The organism is Phaeobacter sp. LSS9 (assembly GCF_003443595.1).
Taxonomy (GTDB): Bacteria; Pseudomonadota; Alphaproteobacteria; order Rhodobacterales; family Rhodobacteraceae; genus Phaeobacter; species Phaeobacter piscinae.
The window spans coordinates 3542764-3564340 of record NZ_CP031956.1; the positions used below are offsets into that span (position 1 = coordinate 3542764).

Below are 21577 nucleotides of genomic sequence, written 5' to 3' on the forward strand. Positions count from 1 at the left end.
GATGACGGCGTGGGTCGGTGTCGCAGCGCCTGCCTTGGCTCGCCGGGGCATCATATCTGTCCGAAATCAGGCAATCAGCGCTGACCTGTCGGAACGTCGAGCGCCACTGGTCTGGGCCGCAGGCCGACCGAGGCAGGTGCCCAACCGGAACTTGGAAAGGGGCCTAGGGTCGAGATCCATCACTGCAGAGTTGGCATGCGAGGCGCCATAAATCAGAGGCTTTGAGCGCGCAGGGGCGGGCGGTCCCAGCTCCCAAAAGCTTTGTAGCCCTTCGAATGTTTCGAGCAGCCTGTGTCACCCCTGCGGTGTCATGGGCCGTTGAAACAGAACCGCTCTTCTTGCGGTTCTATTTCTTGTCAGGGATACTAACAGCAGACAAAACCAGCGCTGGCCGATTAGCGGGTCCCAACCCTGGCTTGTGTGCAACCTGTGCGCCTGACGTCAGCGTTCCAGAGAGCGGATCTCATTGCTGAGTTTCGCAATACGCTCCAGCCGTTGGGAGATGCGCTCCTGAAAGACGCCAAGCTGGTCGATGATATCCGCCAGTGTTTCGCCCGACTCCGGTAGGCGGGCACTTTCGATTTTACACAGAACACGGGTTGAACTGAGGCCCAGAAAATGGCGGTGCATAACCTGGCAGGCATGCATGATACGCGAGGCTTCGCGCTCCACCTGGTCCAGCCCCTTGCCTGCGCGTTCCAGCTGCTGGGCCACCAATTGGGCCAGCACATCGCGTTCCCCCTGCATGTCAATGTCCCCCAGACCGCGCCGTTCCTTCTGCAGCTGGATGTCGCATTCCTTCAGGACACGAACCATGCACTCGACAAACAGGGAGTCGTCCACGGCAGCCTCAATCACCGCAAAATTGCTGTCCTTGCCCATGACATGCGCTGCAAACCAATCAGACATCTCGCGCGACATCGCGCCATAGTTCTGCGACAGGACAGTGACGGGCCCGCCTGAGGGCTCGATACGTGACGCAATGACCCGCAGGTTATGCGGGATCGTGTGCATGGCGTCGAAATCCTTGATTAGGCCTTCGGTCTCACTGACGAGTGTCTTGGCATTGTCCAGCATCTGGCACAGATCGATAATCATCTGATCCGGCTCATTGTCCAGACCGATGTCGCGCGCGATCAGTTCCTCACTCATCGCCTTGATTGCGAATTGGCGATAGTCGTCAAACCCATGATCGACAATCCAGCCCTTCAGGCGTTCGGCGCTTTCCTCCGGTGTCAGATCCTCGTTTTGCTCCGCTGCCAGCAGCTTGGCGTAGAGGCTTCGGGCATCGTCGAACATCTTGCTGGTGGGTTTGATCCGCGCCGACAGGTACCCGTCGGCACAGGGAACCACGACCGCATACACCCAGTAATAAAGCCCATCCTTGGCCTTATTCTTGACGTAGGCGCCCATGGTTTGGCCGCTCTTGATGGTATCCCAGAACAATTGGAACACACCTTTGGGCATATCGGGGTGGCGAATGGTGCGATGCGGCGCACCAAGCAGTTCGTCCCAATCGTAGTCGGACACCCTGCGGAACACATAGTTGCCAGCGATGATGACCCCGCGGCTATCGGTGCGGGAGAAAAACACCTCGTTTAGCCCAAACGGAGCCTCGCCGCGGGTGGGGCGGCTTTCAATGCGACGATCTACAAAGGACACGGTCTCTATCCAATCTCTAAGTCTGTACCCTGTTTGTATAGCGCACGAGTGTTCACGGAACCTTAAGTCGGCAGCGGTCCATCGCTTTTTAATTGTGCCATCACAATCTGGCTTTGAACCCGTGCGACCGTCGGATGCGGCAGCAGAATTTCGTGCAAAAGCCGGTTTAATGCAGCAAGATCAGTGCAGAATACTCTAAGTAAATAATCGGCTTCGCCGGTCATGGTCCAGGCTGAGGTGATTTCAGGGCGCATCCGGACCAGCCGTGAAAATCGTTCAGATTGTTCAGGTCCGTGACTCTCCAGATGGACCTGCACAAACCCCTGAACACTCAACCCCAGCTTGTCAGGATCCAGCCGCGCCTCGTAGCTGCGGATGTAGCCGTCAGCCTCCAGACGTTGTCGGCGCCGCCCGGCCTGGCTGGCTGAGAGGTTCAGCAATTCCCCCAGCTGCTGTGCGGTCAGATGGGCGTCTTTTTGCAGTGCGGAGAGCAGTTTCTGATCAGTTGTGTCTAACATATGCGGGACTTTCACAAATATACAGCATCATGCGCGTGATTTACGCGTCTACACACTGGCATATCCTAAACTATGCGCAAAACAAGCATCTGAATTGCGGTATTCTAAATGCAGCTACACTATTCCCTATCTGGAGGAAGCCGCATGGGTCCGTTCCCGCATAATGCCCCGAAATCCGTCATCAGCGCCGAAAATCCGGCCGGGACCGATGGGTTCGAGTTCGTCGAATTTGCCCATCCCGACCCGCAGGAGCTGCGCGATCTTTTTGCGCGCATGGGGTATGAGCTGGTGGCGCGCCACAAGAACAAGCCGGGCATTGAGCTGTGGCAGCAGGGCGATATCACCTATATCCTGAACGCCGAGAAAGGCAGCTTCGCCGAGCGCTTCGTTGCGGATCATGGTCCATGCGCGCCGTCTATGGGGTGGCGTGTTGTCGATGCGCAGAAGGCCTTCGAACACGCCGTCGCCAAAGGCGCAGAAGCTTATGAAGGCGACGACAAGACGATGGACGTCCCTGCGATCAAGGGGATCGGCGGCTCGCTGATCTACTTTATTGATCAGTATTATGACACCTCGCCGTATAACACTGAGTTTGAGTGGCTCACCCAGTCGAAACCGCGCGGTGTTGGCTTCTATTACCTCGACCACCTGACCCATAATGTTTTCAAGGGCAATATGGACAAATGGTTCAGGTTCTATGGTGAGTTGTTCAACTTCAAAGAAATCCGTTTCTTCGATATCGAAGGAAAATTCACCGGACTGCTGAGCCGCGCACTGACCTCACCCTGCGGGCGCATTCGCATCCCGATCAACGAAGATCGTGGCGAAACCGGGCAGATTGTCTCCTATCTGAAAAAATACAACGGCGAGGGTATCCAGCACATCGCGGTCGGTAGCGAGGATATCTATGGCGCGACGGATGAGATTTCCGATCGCGGGATCAAGTTCATGCCGGCCCCTCCGGCCAGCTACTATGAGATGAGCCACGACCGTGTGGTCGGCCATGAGGAACCGCTGGACCGGATGCAGAAACACGGAATCCTGATTGACGGCGAAGGTGTTGTTGATGGTGGGGAGACCAAGATCCTGCTGCAAATCTTCTCCAAAACCGTGATCGGACCGATCTTCTTCGAATTTATCCAGCGCAAGGGCGATGATGGCTTTGGCGAGGGTAATTTCAAAGCGCTATTTGAGTCGATTGAGCGTGAGCAGATTGCCAACGGAGAGCTTGCAGGGGCTGAGTAAGCAACCATTCGCAGACCAAAGCGACAAAAGCCGGGCCCAGGGTGGTCCGGCTTTTTCGATTTGGTTCGCAATTTGGGGCATCTTCTGCGCCGTGGTCGTATCGTTCCGGCTGAGTTGGCCTTAACTGCTGGGAATTTTCAGCGTTAGATTGCGATTGCCCTTTTGGTATTGCAGCTGGCTGTCTCCAATGGCCACAACACGCCCGCCATCGATCCGATCTCCGACTTTTACCTTCTTGTAACGGCCGTTGGGCATCAGGATCAGCGCGCGGCGATTTGACGGGGTGCCATAGACACCGATCAGGTTCAGGCGCCGCAGATTGATCGCGTTGTCGACGGTCGCTTGCCGCGCAACCGAGGCGCTGGATGGGATCCGTGGTGTAACTGTCCGGGGCGGGGCGCTGGCGACCGCTTCTGAGATGCTGGCCTCGGCATTGCGCTGGCGATTGCGCTGCGCACGGTCGACCAGATTGGCGAAATTGGCTGGCCGCCCACGGGGCACAACGGAGCGGGCAATCGCCTGTGCGGTTGCGGGCAGACTGTTTTCCTCTGGCGGTTTCAACCCCGGTGGACGGCTGCGAGGGCGTAGCGCGCCCAGTTCAGCCCGGCTCAATCCGCCAAGCTGCGCGCGTTCATTCTGTTCAACCAGATCGTTGGGGCGCTGTTTAGGGCGAAGTTCCGACAGGATCGCCTGACGCGCGGCTTCCTCCGCTGCAGCTGCAACATCCGGGTCTGGGCGGGCAGGGGTCGGTGGAGGGATCTTTTCAGGGCGGCCGAGGAACACCATGATCCCATCCGGGTTCAGCGTCCCGTTCGGGGTGGCCTTGACCAATCCGCGCTCATCCAGCTCAAACTGCTGTCCGGCGGCGGTGGGGGTGCTGATCGCGCCCAGTTCCAGATCCGTAGCGAACAGGGTCTGATCGGGTAGGGCTGTTGCATCTTCGGAGATATCGGTCGGGTCAATTGACGCCACATAGAGGGTCTCAAGCGTATCTGTTCCCGGGGTCTCGGGCGTTTCAGGTGCGTGTTGCCAGATGCCGGTTGCGGCATATTGGGCCGCGCGTGTCAGCGACGTGTCCTGATCTGCCGTCACCGCTGGTTCATCCGTTTCCGGGGCCAGCTCGGCGCGATCCAGATCCTCCGTGAGCGTTTCATCTGCCGTTGGCGTGGCGTCCTGCTCCAGCCGCAGCGCGTCCAGAACCGCAGTATCCGTACTGGACAACCCTTCATCACCGTCCGCAGGGGCAGCCGTGTCATCGGGCGCTGTGCCGTCTGGCTTTGCGTTCAGCGGCAACAACGCCCCCTCATCAGGTTGATCTGGTATCGCGCTGACTTGGGGTGCGATATAACCGGGACCGCTTGTGTCTGGGCTGTCCAAAGGCGTTGTGGTTGCATCACTGACGGCGTTGCGGGACTGCCTGTCGGCAAGGATGGCCCAGGCCGCCACAATCGCCATGAAAATCAGCAAGCCGCTCACCAGGGCCAAGCCGAGGAACCGTGGCTTGCCGCCGACCTTCTGGTTTGAAACACCAGCGAGCAGAGAAGCCTTGCCTGCCTCATGCAGAGATTTCTTGTCCTTGGGCGCCTCCGGGAGTGAGATGTCCGCGATATCATCACGGGGCAGAACCGGCGCCGGACTTGCTGCTTTTGGCGCGGGGGGGATTACGCCCTTGGCGGTGGGGGAGGGTATGACCGGCCCGGTCGTCGGAGCAGCCAGCGGCTGCGCTTTGGTGGTGCCGCCTCCCGGTGTCGTCGGGCTGTCGGACAATGCAATGGAGCCGAAGGCAGCATGAGGCACCACCCGCTGGCCATCGTTAGGCTTAGTCTCCGTAGGCGCATGAGCCTCGGCAACGGCTTTGGTCGCTGCAGGCGCTTTGGGCGGTACTGGCGAAGCTGTTGCTGCAGAGGTTTTCTGCGCGCGCAGGTCGCCATCCTTGCGCCGCCGCGTCGAAAACCCGCTTGCAGCGATAGCTGTTGGCGCCGTTGGCGTATCTTCGGTGTCGGTGTCGGTGTCGGTGTCGGTGTCGGTGTCGGTGTCGGTGTCGGTAACGGGCGCGGCGTCTGGGGTATGATCCGGCTCAGCTACGATCTGTTCGGCCTCTTTGCCCTTGGCTGTGGCAGTGTCAGACACATCGTCGGGAATGTCATCGGCAGATGCCTCCTCGGGGTCTGACGGGGCAGGGACCGCGGAGGCAGCATCATCAGCGGTGGTGGTCAGCGTCGCCGCAGTGGTGGGGGACACCTCGGGTGATGCGTTTTCGTCTAAGGGCGTGTCTGCATCGTCCTCAGCATCCACATCAGCGTCAGCAATAGCGGGCGGCGCGTCGGCGGGGCCGATGTCAATCACCGCGACGCCGTCAGGCTCAACCGGGGCTTCGCCGGATTGCAGCAAGGTTTGGGACGCACCAAAAAACGGCTCTCCCAGGAAATTCATCTCCTGCGGCATCGCAACAAAGCTCACCGGCAGGAAACCATGTGCCAGCGCAAAATCTTCGGCCTCTTGCAAGGTTTCGCGGGCGACGGCGGCCACATGGGTCTGTGCGCTATCCTCACTCAGGTCGAAGACCAGCTCATCCACCTGATAGGGCGTGGCCCCATCGAGGCCCTGCTCAGCAGCGGCGCGGCGGCTGTCGGGATCGGTGACCCCGGTCTCAAGCGTCAGATATCGAATTTGATCGTTCGGGATGATCAGCTTGCACGCGATCGGCCCCTGCGCATGGCGTTCGCCCAATTGGCGCAGATCCGCTAGCGCGGCGCTCAGATCGTCGACATCCAGCGAGACTGTGCCAATCTGGCGCCAACCACCGGCGGCACGTTGCAACAGGCCAACGCCGGTGGAGGACAGAGAGAGTGCAAACCCCGGTTTCATGATGCAAACACGCCTTCAGCTTTAGTATGCCCATACCCCTGTGCGGCAGGGCGATCTTGGCGCAGACCATAAGGCAGAGCGCGCGCAAGGGAAAGGAAAAGACACGATTTCCCCCTTGCAGGCGGTCAATTGCCATCCCCATGTTACACCCAGAAAAAGGAGCAGTTCGATGAAAGCTAGACATATCTTTGCCTCGGCGCTGGCGGTTCTGCTGGCAACAGGGCTTGCCCATGCGCAGGAAACCCCGGTGGATCGCCAGATCTCGGTCACCGGTGAGGCGCGTATCGCCGTCACCCCGACACTGGCGACAATCACCCTGGGCGTCACCGAAGAGGCCGAAGAGGCCGCGCTCGCCATGTCCGCCGTCTCAACCAAGATGGTCGCGGTTGTTGATGAATTGCGGGCTGCTGGTATCGCAGCGGAGGATATGCAGACCCAGCAGATTTCCCTAAATCCTGTCTGGTCTCAGGACCGCAGCTATTCGGATGGCCGCCGCAAAATCACCGGGTTCAACGCCTCCAATACCCTGTCCCTGCGCATCCGCGACCTGGATCAACTCGGCGAGGTGCTGGATCAGGTGCTAAAAGTCGGCGCCAATGATTTCCGGGGGTTGAGTTTCGGAGTCGCCGATCCGGCGAAAGTGCAGGACCAGATCCGCGGCGCCGCAGTGAAAGACGCACGACGCAAGGCGGCCCAGCTGGCAGAGGCCGCCGGGGTTGAGCTGGGCCCTGTGCGGTCAATTCACGACCGCGACACCGGTGGTGGCCAGCCGATGATGGCGATGGAGATGGCCCGCAGCGCTCCTATGCCGATCGAGGCAGGAGAGTTGAATTTCAGCCACAGCGTTTCCGTGGTTTACGATATCAAACTGCCGACAAACGACTGAGAACTAAAAAAGGCCGGGATGTCCCGGCCTTTTCCTTATGACGTAACACTGGCGGGGGATCAGCGGATTAGCTGCTCGCCTTGCTCAGGGCCTGATCCAGATCGCCAATCAGGTCATCGGCGTTTTCAATCCCGATAGAGACGCGCACAACATTCGCCCCGGCGCCAGCCGCCTCCTGCTGCTCAGGCGTCAGCTGGCGATGGGTGGTTGAGGCAGAGTGGATAATCAGTGACCGGGTATCGCCAAGGTTGGCAACATGGCTGAAGATTTCCAGCGAGTTCACCAATTTGACACAGGCGTCATACCCGCCCTTCACCGCAAAGGTGAAAAGCCCGCCAGTGCCCTTGGGATACTGTGCGTTCGCACGATCATGATAGGGCGAGGATGGCAGCCCTGCGTAGGTCACATAGTCCACGCGCGGATCCTGCTCCAACCACGAAGCCACGGTTTTGGCATTCTCGCAGTGGCGTTCCATCCGCAGGCTGAGGGTCTCAATCCCCATCAACGTATAATGCGCGGCCTGTGGGTTCATGGTCATGCCCAGATCGCGCAGGCCGATGGCAATGCCATGGAAGGTGAAGGCCAGCCCGCCAAAGGTCTCGTGGAACTTCAGCCCGTGATAGGCCGGCTCGGGCTGCGACAGCGACGGGAATTTGTCATTTGCCGACCAGTCAAATGTGCCGGAGTCCACGATCACGCCACCGGTCACAGTACCGTTGCCAGTCAGATATTTTGTTGTGGAATGCACAACCAGCGTCGCCCCATGAGCAATCGGATTGCAGAGGTAGGGCGTGGCAGAGGTGTTGTCGATGATCAGCGGTACACCCGCCGCATCGGCAACATCCGCGATGGAGCGGATATCCGTGACGTAGCCGCCAGGGTTTGCAACAGATTCGCCAAATACCGCCCGCGTGTCGTCATCAATGGCTGCGGCCACCGCCTCGGGGTCGTCAAAATCCACGAATTTGGCCGACCAGCCAAACCGCTTGATGGTCTGGCTGAACTGGGTGACGGTGCCCCCGTATAGCCGGGTTGAGGCCACCACATTGCATCCCGGTCCCATCAGAGGGAACAGCGCCATGATCTGGGCAGCGTGGCCGGAGGAGCAGCAGACCGCCCCAACGCCACCTTCCAAGGTCGCAATGCGCTCCTGAAGTACGGCCACTGTCGGGTTGGTCAGACGCGAATAGATAAAGCCAACTTCCTGAAGGTTGAACAGGGCCGCCGCATGATCTGCATCGCGAAACACATAGGCGGTGGTCTGGTAGATCGGCGTCTGCCGCGCACCGGTGGCCGGATCGGGCTTGGCGCCGGCATGAATTTGCAATGTGTCGAACCCGTAGCTTGGCGCTTCAGACATTGAATGTGCTCCCCTTGAATGGTCGACCCTACTGGTCGGAACTTGTTTCGCGCGTAAGAACACTCTGCCACGACCGGTAAGGCAAGCTGCAATTTGGCGCGGCCCTCGCGTGGCGCAGGATCCGGCTGGGCACACAAGGCACTCTTCCGCAGAGAGCGCATGTCGAAAACGCTGATTATCGCATCCAGAAACCGGCGGATTTGATCCGGTTGCGCAAAGCCTGCTCCTTACGAGGCAGGTTCTCTCGATCAAACATCGCGCGTACCTTGGCGCCGCGACCCTGATAGATCATGCGCTTCATCGGCTCATATTGCTTCAGAACTTTCTTGATCTTGTTCGGTCTGGCGACGGCCTCCAGCGCGGCGACCACATCATCGCTTTCCCGCGCGTATAGCAGCGGCAGACTGCGGTAATGGCAACTCATCTCTCCATCAAGATAGCCCTCGGGCAGTGTCGCCCGCCCACCGCCAAGGCTGTGAATGACCAAAGGCAGAGCGATCTGATCCAGCCAGGGATCCAGCGACTGGCCGATCAAGGCCTTTGGCAGATCGTCGCGGATGGAGACTGCATACTCAAGAAACCGCTGACCAAAGGCGCGGGGACAGGTCCCATAATAGTAGCCGGCATTGAAATAGAGATAGCGGCGCCAGAAATTTTCAGGCTGGCTGTGATCAAGGCTGCTGTCGAAATCCAGACCAAAGCGATCATATAACGCGCGCCAAATCCCGGTCATGTCAGGACCATAGAGCGTCGGCTTCGGCCAGGTCCCCTCCCGGCGCAGTGACGCCGAGGGGTGGGCAAAATCTAACGGTATCTGGTTGAGCGGGCCGGTGATCAGCGTGTCGGTGTCAAAGAATACAAATGGTTCGCCCTCTGGCATGGCCAGAAGCGCCTCAATCTTGTTGCCATAGGGGTAGCTCTCGCCAAAGGCGACGGATTGAAACGGTAGAATCTCCGCTCCCAAGGCTTCCAACGCCTCCAATACCGGTTTGTTGCGAATGCTGGGATCCTTGGTCCAGAGCGCGCCTGACTGCGGGACCGCCACATAGAGCTGCCCTGTAAATTCAGGGGCGTATTCGCGCAGGGAGGCCGCAAACAGCACCGCCTCATATTGCAACCGCCCTGCCTGACCGACGATCATGATATTGAAACGTGTTTCCGTCATACGGCTGCTTCCGGTTGCTCGGGGTGGTCAGCACGTTGCCTGCGCTGGCACGCAACAGCCCCTATCATCTTGTTGATGGCATGATCATATATTTCTGCACCGGTCACCAGCATGTCTTTGGATCGATTTGACATTTGGGTCCCGACCGCAACGCAGACCCGTGACCACGCAGGGATGACCGAGAGCCCAGTGAAGATGGCCGCCGCCGTCAGCCCTGCTGACGGCGCAAACCGGTGGAGTGCAGAGATCGGCGATCCTGCTGGCAGACTGCAAAGGGGGCGGGATTGGTTACGGCAAAATATGCACGATCCGCGATTCAAATGCCGCTATGACATTCTAAGCCACAAGACGAATTTTTCGTCTTGCACCCCTTCGCGAGAGGCGCTATCTCGCTGCTCAAGGCCCCTATAGCTCAGCTGGTAGAGCAACTGATTTGTAATCAGTAGGTCCGCGGTTCGAGTCCGTGTGGGGGCACCATCAACAAAATCAATGACTTAGCTGTGTTTTGAGTGTTTTTCGAATAATCGAGAGGCGCAATGACAGTCCGCGTTGCTTTTCATATATTGTTTAAAATCAACGTATTAGGCAGCACCCTGCCACCCAAAGACGACCCCATTTGCATGGACTTGGACTCACTTTGACACTGTTGGATCAACCTGACTAACCCCCTGTTTTATATTCACTTTCCCAGAAACGCGTTGTACGGATTTAGCCTGAGTTGGAAGCCGTTTGCTACGTATTTGCTACAAACTTTTGGGAAGGAGTTCGGATCATGGCTGGAACAGATAGAGTGAGGATCAAGATGACCACAGCGTCGGTCGCTAAACACTTGGTGGCCCCGGATGATCCGCGCACGCCGACGATGATCTATGACACTGAACTGTCCGGTTTTGGTGCCTATCGCGCGTCCACCCGCCCGGGTAGCTATTTCATTCACTACCGAGTGAAACGCCAACAACGCAAAAAGGTGATTGCTCGTGTGAATGAGATCAACGTGGCTGATGCCCGTGACGAGGCAGCTCGAATCAAACTGGCCGCACGGCAGGGAACAGACCTGATGGCCGAGCGCAAACTTGAAGCAGATCAGGCCAAGACTTTGGGCGAGGCCTATGCGGAATATCTTGAAGTCCTAAAACGTCGGAACGCGTCTCGCAGAACCTTTGAAGGTTATGAGATGAACTGGCGTTTGTGTCTCAGCGCCCACGCCAGCAAATCCCTGAAAGACATCTCCAAGGCGAACCTGCGCCGTTGGCATTCGAAGTGGGGGCAACGCGGTGCGACCACCGCCAACCACGTCGCGCGGCTGTTCCGGGCTGTCTACAATCACGCGCTCAAAACCACCGATGGCCTGCCACCAAATCCGGCAATCGCAGTGGATTACTTCCCTGAGAAGAAAACTCGCAAGCGGTTGGAATGGGAAGATTTACCGGATTGGCTCGTAAAGGTCCGGGCATTGGATAACCCCACGCGCGGCTGTTTCTGGCGCTTCCTGCTCTATACTGGTCTACGACGTTCAGATGCCTGCTCCGTGCGCTGGGATGACATTGATGGCGACTGGCTCCATCGGCCTTGCCCCAAAGGCGGCGAAGACTTCGCCTTTGACCTGCCCATATCCCAGAAACTCCACGAGATCATCCTAGAGGCCCGCAGGGTGCGCGATGTGATGTTTCCTGACAGTCCGTATGTGTTTCCAGCAAACAGTGCCTCTGGCCATCTCTCTGCGCCCAAGGAAAAGACGTTCCTTGAAATCACCCCGCACATGTTGCGTCGGAGTTTTGCCACGGCCTGCGTCGAGGCTGGGCTTGATCCGTATACGACCAAACGATTGTTGAACCACCGCGTGTCGGGCAATGATGTGACATCGCTGTATGTGCAACCATCAAAGGCGTTCTTGCTGGATAAGATGCAGGTTGTGTCGGAGTATATCGCTGAGCAAAGCGGGGAGTCGAAACCGTTGTTGCCTGCACCTCTTGAAGTAGACCACGGACCAACGCGATGATGGAATGGGAAGAAATTGAAGAGGCTCGCAGGAAGGCCCTTGAACAACGCTTTCGCGCTAGTCACGATTTGGATTTTGCACGCGCGCAAGCGGCGGCTGCATATGGGCGCACCCTTCAAATTGCTGTTTCAGCTAAAAAGAACGGGGCAGAGCTCAGCACCTTACTCGATGCCTTGAAAGGCCTTAGTCCGTCGTCAATCGCCTTCCTTCAATGCATCGGTGCGGCGCTGGATACAAAAATCAAATGGAACGACGTAGTTGGTGTCACCTATGAGGCGGTTGACTTGATTGAAAAACCGGGCCGAAAACCGAGTCATCTAGGTGATGCTGTTTGCTGGTTGTCGTATTGGTGGATTGGTCAGGGCAACAAAGTCAGCAATGTTCTGCGCAATTCAAAAAGCTCAGAAACAGGGATCAAACCTTCACGGATGCTCACATTTCTCCACGAGGAGATGGCTAAGATAGACGATGACATCCCAATTGAGACCATTCACAGCACTCGACGCCGGGATGATGTGTCCAAAGCTCTGAAAGATTTTACGGAGGTGCTTCGGAGTTTGCAAAAATAGACCTCCTATAGCCATCGATTGTTGCAAGGCCCAAGTTGCCGAAAATCGGCTTCTTTCTGGATACAACTAAATCCAAGGAGGCCCTGATGGCTTACGTGAAATTACCTCCAACAGACCCAGCAAGTGAGCTTGCCAAGATGAGCGACATCGCCTTCGGCGAATGGCTGAATACCGGGCATGTTGCCCGATTGCTCAAGATATCCCCGTCCTCGCTAGAGAAAGCCCGTTCTTTGGGTCGCGGCCCCTATGCCGCGCTGCCCTATCACAAGATTGGTCGGTTGGTGCGGTATCGCCGCACGGACATTGAGAGCTTTCTCAGTACCCAAAGGATCGTGGGCGTAACACGCCGCTGATCTGAAATCCCAACACATCACGAAACTTAAAAACCGCTTTGGCGGAATGGAGAAACTATGTCTGTTATCGACTTCAAGAAATTGGAGGCGCGTATCGCGCATGACCCAGAAACTTTCCTCAGAGCCGAGGGCTATCATGGCGAGGTGGTGAATGGCGAATTCATCACCGGCGACATTCACGGTAATCCCGGAAAATCCTTCGGTGTCAATCTGGTAAAGGCCTTGTTCAACGACCTGAACGATGCTGAAGGCCGCACCTCTGGCAAAGGTTGGATCAATCTTATTGCCAAGAAACTGACGATGGATCGAAGAGCCGCAGCAGCGCATATCGTGGAGATGATGTGCTGGAACGCGGATGACTTCGAGCCTGACGAAAAACCACCGAAACGCAAATCCGGTGATCTGGTCATGCCAGTGCCATCGGACGCACCCGAAATTCCTTACAGGGTTGGTGATGCGCTGAAATCCGGCTCGGATATCATGCTCACTAGCATCTACGTCTACCGTAATGCCGAGGGCGAGTTGTTGCATTATGTCCTGCGCTTTGAAGAGCCAGCCACAGGAGATGGCAAGCCCGTCAAGGAAATCCGACCACTGTACTATTTCGGGCCTGAAATCGGGTGGAAGATGAAAGGGCCTCAAAAGGCGCAGCCAACCACTCTGTTTGGGTTGGAAGAATTAGAACGCCGCCCGTTTGATCCGGTGCTACTGGTTGAAGGCGAAAAAACCGCGCTCGCCGCTCGGGACCTATTCTCTAGTCATGTTTGCATCACGTGGCCCGGCGGGGCCGGTCGGTTGTCCAAGGCGGATTGGTCTCCCTTGTCCGGTCGCCACGTCGTGTATTGGCCTGATGCTGACGATGCGGGGCATAAGACCATCGCTCCGATTCAGCGCGCTTTGGGGTTGATTGTAGCTGCTTCGCTCAAGGTGGTTCAGGTTTCGAGCGCGATGCCGAACAAGTGGGATTTGGCTGATCCGCCTCCCGGAGGTGTCGAGCTAGCTGCAATGTTGTCAGAGGCAAAGCCGTTGGATCTGACACCCTTAAAACTGTTGTTGGAGATGAGCTACTCGGATCTTGCAGAACAGTGGTATTTTATCGTTGAGACCGAAGAGTTCATTCACTTGCCCACCGGGTTAACACTCACCAAGCAGGCATTTGACGCGATGTACCGGCATCTGTCAGAGGCGCAGCGCGGGTCAATCGGAAACCGCTTCCTTGAAGACTATCGCGACAACAAGCTTGTGAAACGCGTCTACCACCCCGGCGAAACAGATGAGATCGTTGTGGTCGAGAAATTCATGCGCGCACTCAACACATGGCGCCCATCAGAAGTCGCCCCCGTGGAAGGCGATGCCAGTACCTTTGTTGATCACCTGCGATACCTCGCAGGTAATGAGCGAGATTTTTCGCACTTAGCCGACATGCTGGCCTTCATGGTGCAGAAGCCCGGAGAGAAGCTGAAATCTGCGGCAATCATCGTCGGTAAACAGGGCACAGGGAAAAGTTATGTCGGCGATGTCCTTCGAATTCTCTTAGGGGAGCATAATTGCTCGGTCATCGAAACCAATGAACTCAAGAGTGAATACAGTGGCTACATGGAGGACAGGGTGTGCGTGATAATTGAGGAACTGATGGCCCCTGGCCGTCGGGATGTCCTCAACAGCCTCAAACCCAAGATCACGCAGTTGCTTATTCCGCTTCGTAAGAAATACGCTAACAAGCGGGACATTCCGAACACCGTCAACTTCATTGCCTTCAGCAACTTCTTTGATGCCTTGCCTTTGGACTATGATGATCGCCGTTACTTTGTTGTTGGTACGGATGCAGAAAGACGAGACGTGGCATATTACAACCGGCTTTGGGGATGGACCGAGAAAAGCTATGGCGTCATCCTGAATTGGCTGCTGAAGCGCGATTTGAGCAAGTTCAACCCCAATGCAAAGCCCCCGATGACCGCAGCCAAGCGTGAAATGACACAGTCTTCACGCCCGGTCGTCGAAGCCGAAATCGCTCGCATGATCGCAGAGCGTGAACCGCCTTTCGATTTGGATCTGGTCGAGATCAAGCGCGTGTTGCAGGTTTTGAGCGACTATATGCGCGAGGCTAATTTGTCTGCTGTTCAAAAGGGGCTGAAGGCCAATGGTGCAAAGAACCTCGGCCAGAAAAAGGCGCTCATTCAAGGGCGTGAACAGAAGGTGTCACTTTGGGTGGTTCGCGATGTCGCAAAATGGGAGAGAAAGCCCAATGCCGCCATCGCGCGCGCCTATTTTGAACGACAGTCCGGTCCTGACGCCGACCCTGATTGTTTGGATCTGTTCGTGGAAGACTAAGGACTAAGCAAGGATAGGCCAATTTGACGAACTTTTGGCTCTGATACTTCTCCCCTCGTGCCAAGCGGTGCGAGGGGTTTTCCATTTCTGGGTTAGTCTTGCTTAGTCCCTAGTCTTTTCAAACAACCAACCCGTCTGCTCGATAATGCGGGTGGTGCGATTGTCGCGGTTTTGCACCTGCGCTTCCAAAATTTGGCGGATATTGCCTCTCGCGTGCATGGTGTCGGCCCAGATCAGATCATCGTATGTGCGGGGCTTGTCGGGCTGCTTCTCTGTTTCTGGATGCCAGCCGTACAGATCGAATGACCGATACCGCAACAAGGCCTGTATCTCCTTATCTGTATCGGTCAGCTTTGCCAGAAATGACGGAGAAATACAGAGATTGGCGAGGTTGGTGTAACAAGCCGGGTCTGAGCTGAGGCTATAAACGTGGTTGAATTGCAGGTCGCGTGGTCGCCGTGTCAATCCGTTGGCCCATGAAAACGCCTCGGTAGGCGAGGTGTTGTCGTCAAATCCAACCAACCGCCCATCCAATTCGCTCACTTCGCCACGGCGCTTAAAATTGCGGATGATCGGAAAGATTGCCCTCGCACCAGTTTGCGCCACCGTGTCGGGATGGGAAAACAGGGTCAAAGATGCTACTGCTTGTGCAAGGCTTTGGTACGCGCTGGCCTCAATCAACGCTTGCAAAGCCTGAAAGCCATCAAATTCCAGTTGCTGCAAAGTCCGCAACAAGCATCCCCGATCTGCAAGCGCCCTTGCGGTTGACTGGTGATCGGGGTGTTAGTAATCCGCGAGAACACGGACCCTGCGCCTTTAGCCGGGGCCTGTTGTATAACACAGGCACCCCGACCATAGGTCAAAGGTGTTCAGCCGGTTTCCCAGCCTAGTTCTCGAGGGGTTACTAAGCCCCAACGCAGATGCGTCGTCTGCGTCAATCGCGAGACTACCCGCGCATCGCAGAAAATGACAGAGGCGAAATTCGGTTGTTGGTGGCGTCGAAGGGCGAAGGCAACCTTATCGGGTTTTTAGGTAGTATAGATCGGGCAAATCCGACATTGATCTGATCACTCGGATTGCCCGATTTGACCCGGATTGCACCCGGTTTGCTACGGGGAATGAGGTTTGAGGCATGCTGCCATCGGTTATGCGGTTGTTTTCAAATCGCAAACCTCTCCTGAGACTGTGCCGGAGTTCACGCTGGATAGTTAGTGGACCACAACTTGCTTTTTAAACTGGTAAGCCGTGGCTGGCTTGGAGGGTTCATGCAAATATCTATTGGAAGAGAGGTATGAAAACCAATGTGCGCCCTTGGATTTTGGAGCCAATCGTCATTGACCCTACAGTTTGAGCGTGAACTTTGTTAACTAAGCTGCTATCTTTGAGTGACTTTAGTTGAAAAGTTTGAGTTGAGGTCAAGTACCTAATTTAATTGAGAGATTTGTACACAGAATGGCCAAAGAAGTTGCTGAATTTGCACATGATCTACACTCTGGATTGTCGTCTTACACAGTTCCTGAGTTTGACGATCTACATACTATCGGGATGGCCGCCACCCTAGCCATTCATATCAGAGGGCTCGGGGAAATTGAGTATGAAATTCTACGCAGGGTTTCGGATCACTTCATGTCCATTCCGTCTATGGCTCTCGAAAAAGTTTTGGCGGTGCTTGAAGAGGTTGGCTTCGTACAGCTAGTGAGAAGCGGTCGAAAGATTTCGAAAGTCATCCCCAATATTCCGATTTTTGAAGATGTGTACGAAGGTATTGGTGGGTACGCGCAATCTGAATGCACATTAAACAGTCACGAGGAAGCGACCCTGCAAATTCTCGAAACGTTGCAGAATGCACCTGCCAACAAAGATGCGCTCTTCAATAATCTAGGTATCGAAAAGCCAGTTTTTGACCGCTGTCTAACTTTGGGCGGTGAGAGCGGTATCATGTCCGAGCACCAAGCGCGTGGTCGATCCATATTAATCAGCCCGTTCTATTTTTCAGATAACCTTGACGGTCTTGCTGATGCAGCAGCGGCTGTTGGTTCAAACGCGATAAAATCGACACTTGAAAAAGTGAAGACAAACCAAGGTTGGCCGATTGGTCTGGTCAAGAGCCAAGGTGAAATTGGAGGAGTGAAATTAGATGCTACCGAGCAGGCACTTATTGATAAGCTGTCAGCAGAAGGCATTATTAAACCTCCGACGATCAAGTTTGGCCAAAAGACACAGTCTTTTCTGTTTACCCCGAAACCCGGTAGCACGCGTCTAAACGCTGCTAACCGTGAAGTGTACGAACGTGCGATGGCTTTGATTTCTGCCGTGCGTAAAGGACAGCTTCTTGCTGATGCATATCGAATAAAGATGCCGGTTCGACTTTTGGAGGCATTTAGGGATCGAGGCTATTTGGGTGCGAATTCGGAGGCATGGGACCAGTACAGCAACCTTGTATTCCTGAGAGTGGCTTACCTCGAACAGGTTTCCACTGACAGATGGCGGTTACGGTTGAACAACACACATGAAAACGTAGAGGCACTGAACTTAGCGATCAATTTGCTTCGGACCGGTGATTTGGCTGGTATGGAAGTCAATCAAGATGCAAAAATCGCGCTGAGTAAAGATGAGACCTATATCCAGTCACTTATCTCTGCCAGTGAGATGAAGAAACGCGCAAAAGAGATTGCTGATCCAGAAGCAAAGCATGAGTTCGAGCAGCTCTTGTTAAAATTTTAGCAGGAGTGTTCATGGGAAAGTATGACAAAGACAGATTTCAAAAAGAGCTTTCAATTCGCTTTTGCTTGTCGCGCAAGATGGTTCCCTTTCTGGAGGTCGTAACCAGTAGTTCGGCTGATCTAAGTGACAACGCGGAAGTGCTAACTGACCTAGATGTCGCTGGTGTTGAAATCGCTGGAGACGGCGGTCTCAGATGGGCTTTTTTTGATTGCAAGTCGGGGAAGATGAGCGCGATCAATCGCGCATTTTGGGCGGCAGGGGTGAAAGACTACGTAGATTTCGATAAGGCATACGTTCTCCTCAAGAACAAACCAGTCCATAACCAAAGGCTTTCTGCCTTAACAATGAATGTTGATCTTCATTACGAGGATTCATTCCGAGAGCTTGGAACCACCAATGATCAGGCCTTTGCAGATGACCTGTTTTACCAGTCTTCGGTAGATCGTTGGGAACGGGTTTTCGATGCTTATGCGAAATATTCTTGGTCAAAGGCAACTTTCGAACTGGCAAGAAATAGTGTGCCGCTGACGAAGACACCGTGGACCACTTTCCGTTGGATCGTTGCGGAGCTTAGAAATGTCCGTGGAGAATATGACCCCAAGAAACCTGAACACAAAGCGATCTATTTGGACTTGATGGCGTCTGCCATGGTCCTCTGGGCGTCACTAAGCCGAGATATTCGCCGGTTTTATGAACCGGCAATGAGTAAAGATGAGTTTGAAAAAATCCTGCGCTATTATCTATGGGGTGGGAGAGAAAATTATGAAATCAGGCAGAAGATGAAGGTTCTTTCTGGTGATGGAACAGGTCAAGCCGATATGCCTGCATGGTCCAAACTGATTGCTTATGCTGGAATTACTGTGGCTGCACCAAATTGTGTCCTTGAATGTGCTCATATCTGCCGTGAACTATCGATCCGGTGTCTGGCAGAGGAAAACGACGACTTCGATAAGAGAATTAAACTTCGCATGTCGGAAAACAATCGAATTCGACAATTCGTCTCCGGCATGAACGGTTACTTAATTGATGCAGGTGCTCTCCCAAAGGATATGGCAAAGACAATTGATGACCTGTTGTTCGGCTTTTGAGCCTTGATTCAGATTAACCAGAATAACAGCTGCGAAGGGCCGTAAGCACTTTATTTCAACTTCGATGACCTGATCCCTTTTTTTTGAGAAGCGATTTTACCGCTCTTGCTTAAGAAGGGGACTGGCACCTTGGAAAGCTGAAGTTTCAACCGATGAAATGCCGCGATCAGCACAAATGTCTGAGATGAGGGTTGCTGGCACAACATTACAATATCAGGTGCGCGATCTGCTTGGGGCTGCAAGCAGTTTGTTGAGTAGTTTGCTTGATGTTTTTTCTGAGAAACCTGGAAAATGATCAATGAGGGAGAAAGGTAATTGCTGCAAGCTGAATACCTTGACCAAATTATTTCCATCACGCGAGAAGACTTCACTTCCGGGATTGATTCTTCCATTGTGGATTGTTTAATTGCCGATGATGGCGAACTTTGGGTCTCCGATCTTTGGCGGTTGTGCAGATCCGCAGAGTGCGCCTTTCATGCAGGCCAGCTAGAGGTTGAAGTAAGCGAAGTTCTCGGCAATATCGTTGAAGCATTTAGACAACATCCTGATCCTGTTAAAATTGTTGCTCCGAGTGCAGCAGATGCATGGCGAAACGCGATCTCACTGGCGTGGAGAAGCCCAAGCCCCTTTCCACTGAAATCGCCAGACAAGACACGATCCCAAGTGGTTGGCGAAGCTTGCAAGCGGCTTAAAGCCAAGGGCTACACGCTACCCATTCGTGCATTTGGGGCCGATTGGAATGACCGGAGCCTTCAAAATGCTTGTCGGACTGTTGAAAGACATATTTCACGATTGGGCGGGGAAGCCGTCGTCAATCAACTTGGCGGTGTCATAAGTGACACAAATGGCATCTATGAGGGCATATGGCTATTCGGTGATCGCGGACTGGGTATTGGTCAGCCAAAAGAAGCTGCAATACCGTATGGTTGGCTCATCGGCCTTGCAGCTAAACACATGCACAGACCCAACACGTGCCGCAATCCTTCTATCGCATGGCGCTCAATGATTGAGCTATCGCGAGATATTGCAGCGTCTTTTGATTGCCAACGATACAGCCAGTTTGAGGATATAGGGGGTATCGCTATTGGTCAGATTGCCTCCAAAATGTCTGAGGCAATCGGCTGGCGAGCGTTGTTTTTCACCCCACAAGCCCCGAAGCTCCTCCTGCCACGCTTACAGAGTGCTTTTCGAGAGGTTCTTGACGACAAAGTGGACTGGAAGGTCAAGCCAACGGTCTTGGGCCTCATTCGTGAAGCGATTGAATTGGTAGAGTTGTTGCGCGTCGACGGCTGCACTTCGATCCATACCGCACATGCGCAGCGTGTGTTTCCAAGATTGCTCGAACTTTCCAGCACTGTGTCGGGCAAAGTTAACCGAGGATACCATAAGCCCTTCGGGGGAGCGTCGCGTGAGGATACGAAATTTATCATGTTCTCTGGTCCTAAGAATACTCTCGTTATTTGGCCTGTAGGTATGACCGTAGAGGCCCTTTGCGAAACAGTGTTTGAGTTCATTTGGTCCAACCTGCCTTCAAAGCGTGCAAAAGAAATTGTTGGCAAAGTCATCGAGTTGGCGATTTCTCAAGCCTGTGAAGGCAAAGCTGATCGCGTTTGGCACGATGTTTCGTATGGATCAAAACGCAAACGCCTTCAGATCGATGTGGCGACGCGAACTGACCAAGATATTACTCTTATTGAGGCGAAGGCAAAGAGCCTGACACAAGACGGTCAGTTTGGTGTGTCTGGTAAATTCTACAAGGACTATGCACAGAGCTTTTTGCCAATGGTAAAGCAGCTTTCACGACATGATCAACACCTACAGCAGGGCGCAACTCCGCTGGCTTCTAAAGATGATGCTAGCAGCCTTTCTGTTGAACGCATCGCAGTTTCCCCCGTTTCGTTCGGCCCGATAGGTGATGGCTTAACGACAACTGCGCTGATGACGGCATTGGCGTCTGCAAAACTGAACTCAAGCAACGGGGATGACACGCTGGGAGCGTCGCTTTCAGAGTTTAACAAAGCCGTTTCTGAAGCAATGACAGAAATTGCACTTGTTGCTCCGAAGGACGAGGAAGGGCGGCATGATTTTTTCGACTACTTTCTATTTACGCATTGGCTTGATCTTGGTCAGTTGATCTTTGCTTTGGATCGGTCGGAAAATGTTAGAGACGCACTACGGCCGGTAAGACATGTCACAACAGGCTCTCGAGATTTTTGGACGGATTATTCCCATATGGCCAGTTTGAGAAACGAATAGCAAAACACCCGTAGCGCAGTTGTCTGGATCTTGGATCAAGCTGGAAACGTTTTGTTACATATTTGCTTCGAGCAAGTTGAGACAAGTAAGGATTTGGGCTTAGAATTATGATATCAAACGAAAAAAATTTCGTATTTCGGATTTCATCTGTCGCTTTGTAATCAGTAGGTCCGCGGTTCGAGTCCGTGTGGGGGCACCATTTTCCAGATCAAAGATCTCAGGGATACGCTGGTTGGACGCGCTCTTGAGCCCGCCTCTGTTAACGCGGATCGCAATGGTCGCGGCTGGCGTCCATCATAGGGCCGTGGGTCCTATTCTACCGATCGATATCGTCATGATTGAAGTGCGGATGGGTGATTATCCCTTGCCGTGTTGACGCTGTTTTTCTCGCTAAAAGTTGAGCTTGATCGGCCTGTCGTTAAGGTCCTCTCGGCAATATTAAGTCATCTGTCACCATTTGACCGCAATTTATCGGTACGAGCGAATCGGATAGCTGTTGTCAAATTAGGTGATGCTCGCCTTTGACGCGTGAACGCGACGGTGGGGAGGTGGC

General features: G+C 54.5%; 15 protein-coding genes and 1 tRNA gene. 10 read left to right on the forward strand and 6 right to left on the reverse strand.

Annotation, left to right across the window (positions count from 1 at the left end; all coding sequences use genetic code 11):
- Positions 1 to 441: 441 nt before the first annotated feature.
- Both D1820_RS16830 and D1820_RS16835 read right to left on the reverse strand, forming a co-directional pair.
- The gene (locus tag D1820_RS16830; protein ID WP_118069837.1) at positions 442 to 1662 is read right to left on the reverse strand and encodes a PAS domain-containing protein; all 1221 of its coding nucleotides are present in this window, start codon (positions 1660 to 1662) and stop codon (positions 442 to 444) included.
- Positions 1663 to 1724: 62 nt separating this feature from the next.
- Positions 1725 to 2180: an Lrp/AsnC family transcriptional regulator gene (locus D1820_RS16835; RefSeq protein WP_096707156.1), complete on the reverse strand. Its 456-nt coding sequence runs from the start codon at positions 2178 to 2180 to the stop codon at positions 1725 to 1727.
- Between the two features lie 144 nt (positions 2181 to 2324).
- On the opposite strand from D1820_RS16835, the gene hppD reads away from it, so the two are divergent.
- A complete protein-coding gene (gene hppD, locus D1820_RS16840) occupies positions 2325 to 3425 on the forward strand; it encodes a 4-hydroxyphenylpyruvate dioxygenase (RefSeq protein WP_040181478.1) in 1101 nt (366 codons plus the stop codon).
- Between the two features lie 120 nt (positions 3426 to 3545).
- Here hppD and D1820_RS16845 read toward each other — a convergent pair whose 3' ends face one another.
- Positions 3546 to 6293 (reverse strand): hypothetical protein, encoded by a 2748-nt coding sequence (locus tag D1820_RS16845; RefSeq protein WP_118069838.1) that lies wholly within the window; start codon positions 6291 to 6293, stop codon positions 3546 to 3548.
- Positions 6294 to 6462: 169 nt separating this feature from the next.
- Here D1820_RS16845 and D1820_RS16850 point away from each other — a divergent pair, with 169 nt between their 5' ends.
- Positions 6463 to 7179 carry an SIMPL domain-containing protein gene (locus D1820_RS16850; protein WP_096788753.1) on the forward strand — a complete coding sequence of 239 codons (717 nt, stop codon included), beginning with the start codon at positions 6463 to 6465 and terminating at the stop codon, positions 7177 to 7179.
- Between the two features lie 67 nt (positions 7180 to 7246).
- On the opposite strand, the gene D1820_RS16855 is transcribed toward D1820_RS16850, so the two are convergent.
- Complete coding sequence (locus tag D1820_RS16855) at positions 7247 to 8539, reverse strand: O-acetylhomoserine aminocarboxypropyltransferase/cysteine synthase family protein (RefSeq protein ID WP_102897478.1); 1293 nt, start codon at positions 8537 to 8539, stop codon at positions 7247 to 7249.
- Positions 8540 to 8714: 175 nt separating this feature from the next.
- Positions 8715 to 9704 (reverse strand): hypothetical protein, encoded by a 990-nt coding sequence (locus D1820_RS16860; RefSeq protein ID WP_118069839.1) that lies wholly within the window; start codon positions 9702 to 9704, stop codon positions 8715 to 8717.
- 401 nt (positions 9705 to 10105) lie between these two features.
- Between D1820_RS16860 and D1820_RS16865 the strand changes: the two genes are divergently transcribed.
- The 5 genes from D1820_RS16865 (at position 10106) to D1820_RS16885 (ending at position 14956) form a co-directional block, all read left to right on the forward strand.
- Positions 10106 to 10181: transfer RNA gene (locus tag D1820_RS16865), tRNA-Thr, on the forward strand.
- A gap of 295 nt (positions 10182 to 10476) precedes the next feature.
- Positions 10477 to 11703 carry a tyrosine-type recombinase/integrase gene (locus D1820_RS16870; protein ID WP_118069840.1) on the forward strand — a complete coding sequence of 409 codons (1227 nt, stop codon included), beginning with the start codon at positions 10477 to 10479 and terminating at the stop codon, positions 11701 to 11703.
- Entirely contained in the window at positions 11700 to 12272 is a 573-nt protein-coding gene (locus tag D1820_RS16875; RefSeq protein ID WP_118069841.1) for a hypothetical protein, read from the forward strand. The genes D1820_RS16870 and D1820_RS16875 overlap by 4 nt, the downstream gene beginning before the upstream one ends.
- Before the next feature lie 86 nt (positions 12273 to 12358).
- Complete coding sequence (locus D1820_RS16880) at positions 12359 to 12625, forward strand: helix-turn-helix domain-containing protein (protein WP_205521392.1); 267 nt, start codon at positions 12359 to 12361, stop codon at positions 12623 to 12625.
- A gap of 57 nt (positions 12626 to 12682) precedes the next feature.
- Complete coding sequence (locus D1820_RS16885) at positions 12683 to 14956, forward strand: DUF5906 domain-containing protein (RefSeq protein WP_118069842.1); 2274 nt, start codon at positions 12683 to 12685, stop codon at positions 14954 to 14956.
- 102 nt (positions 14957 to 15058) lie between these two features.
- Here the strand turns inward: D1820_RS16885 and D1820_RS16890 are convergent, their stop codons facing one another.
- Positions 15059 to 15688: a hypothetical protein gene (locus D1820_RS16890; RefSeq protein ID WP_162894113.1), complete on the reverse strand. Its 630-nt coding sequence runs from the start codon at positions 15686 to 15688 to the stop codon at positions 15059 to 15061.
- A gap of 720 nt (positions 15689 to 16408) precedes the next feature.
- On the opposite strand from D1820_RS16890, the gene D1820_RS16895 reads away from it, so the two are divergent.
- From D1820_RS16895 to D1820_RS16905, 3 genes are all read left to right on the forward strand, one after another.
- The gene (locus D1820_RS16895) at positions 16409 to 17680 is read left to right on the forward strand and encodes a hypothetical protein (RefSeq protein ID WP_118069844.1); all 1272 of its coding nucleotides are present in this window, start codon (positions 16409 to 16411) and stop codon (positions 17678 to 17680) included.
- A gap of 11 nt (positions 17681 to 17691) precedes the next feature.
- The gene (locus tag D1820_RS16900) at positions 17692 to 18768 is read left to right on the forward strand and encodes a hypothetical protein (protein ID WP_118069845.1); all 1077 of its coding nucleotides are present in this window, start codon (positions 17692 to 17694) and stop codon (positions 18766 to 18768) included.
- Positions 18769 to 19083: 315 nt separating this feature from the next.
- Positions 19084 to 21024 (forward strand): hypothetical protein, encoded by a 1941-nt coding sequence (locus D1820_RS16905; RefSeq protein WP_162894114.1) that lies wholly within the window; start codon positions 19084 to 19086, stop codon positions 21022 to 21024.
- Positions 21025 to 21577: the final 553 nt, after the last annotated feature.

Excerpts from the sequence above, each read along its gene's own strand:
- D1820_RS16855 (WP_102897478.1), bottom strand. The coding sequence starts at position 8,539 with ATGTCTGAAGCGCCAAGCTACGGGTTCGACACATTGCAAATTCATGCC.
- D1820_RS16875 (WP_118069841.1), top strand. The coding sequence starts at position 11,700 with ATGATGGAATGGGAAGAAATTGAAGAGGCTCGCAGGAAGGCCCTTGAA.
- D1820_RS16870 (WP_118069840.1), top strand. The coding sequence starts at position 10,477 with ATGGCTGGAACAGATAGAGTGAGGATCAAGATGACCACAGCGTCGGTC.
- D1820_RS16900 (WP_118069845.1), top strand. The coding sequence starts at position 17,692 with ATGGGAAAGTATGACAAAGACAGATTTCAAAAAGAGCTTTCAATTCGC.
- D1820_RS16835 (WP_096707156.1), bottom strand. The coding sequence starts at position 2,180 with ATGTTAGACACAACTGATCAGAAACTGCTCTCCGCACTGCAAAAAGAC.
- D1820_RS16885 (WP_118069842.1), top strand. The coding sequence starts at position 12,683 with ATGTCTGTTATCGACTTCAAGAAATTGGAGGCGCGTATCGCGCATGAC.
- D1820_RS16860 (WP_118069839.1), bottom strand. The coding sequence starts at position 9,704 with ATGACGGAAACACGTTTCAATATCATGATCGTCGGTCAGGCAGGGCGG.
- D1820_RS16845 (WP_118069838.1), bottom strand. The coding sequence starts at position 6,293 with ATGAAACCGGGGTTTGCACTCTCTCTGTCCTCCACCGGCGTTGGCCTG.
- D1820_RS16850 (WP_096788753.1), top strand. The coding sequence starts at position 6,463 with ATGAAAGCTAGACATATCTTTGCCTCGGCGCTGGCGGTTCTGCTGGCA.
- hppD (WP_040181478.1), top strand. The coding sequence starts at position 2,325 with ATGGGTCCGTTCCCGCATAATGCCCCGAAATCCGTCATCAGCGCCGAA.
- D1820_RS16880 (WP_205521392.1), top strand. The coding sequence starts at position 12,359 with ATGGCTTACGTGAAATTACCTCCAACAGACCCAGCAAGTGAGCTTGCC.
- D1820_RS16895 (WP_118069844.1), top strand. The coding sequence starts at position 16,409 with ATGGCCAAAGAAGTTGCTGAATTTGCACATGATCTACACTCTGGATTG.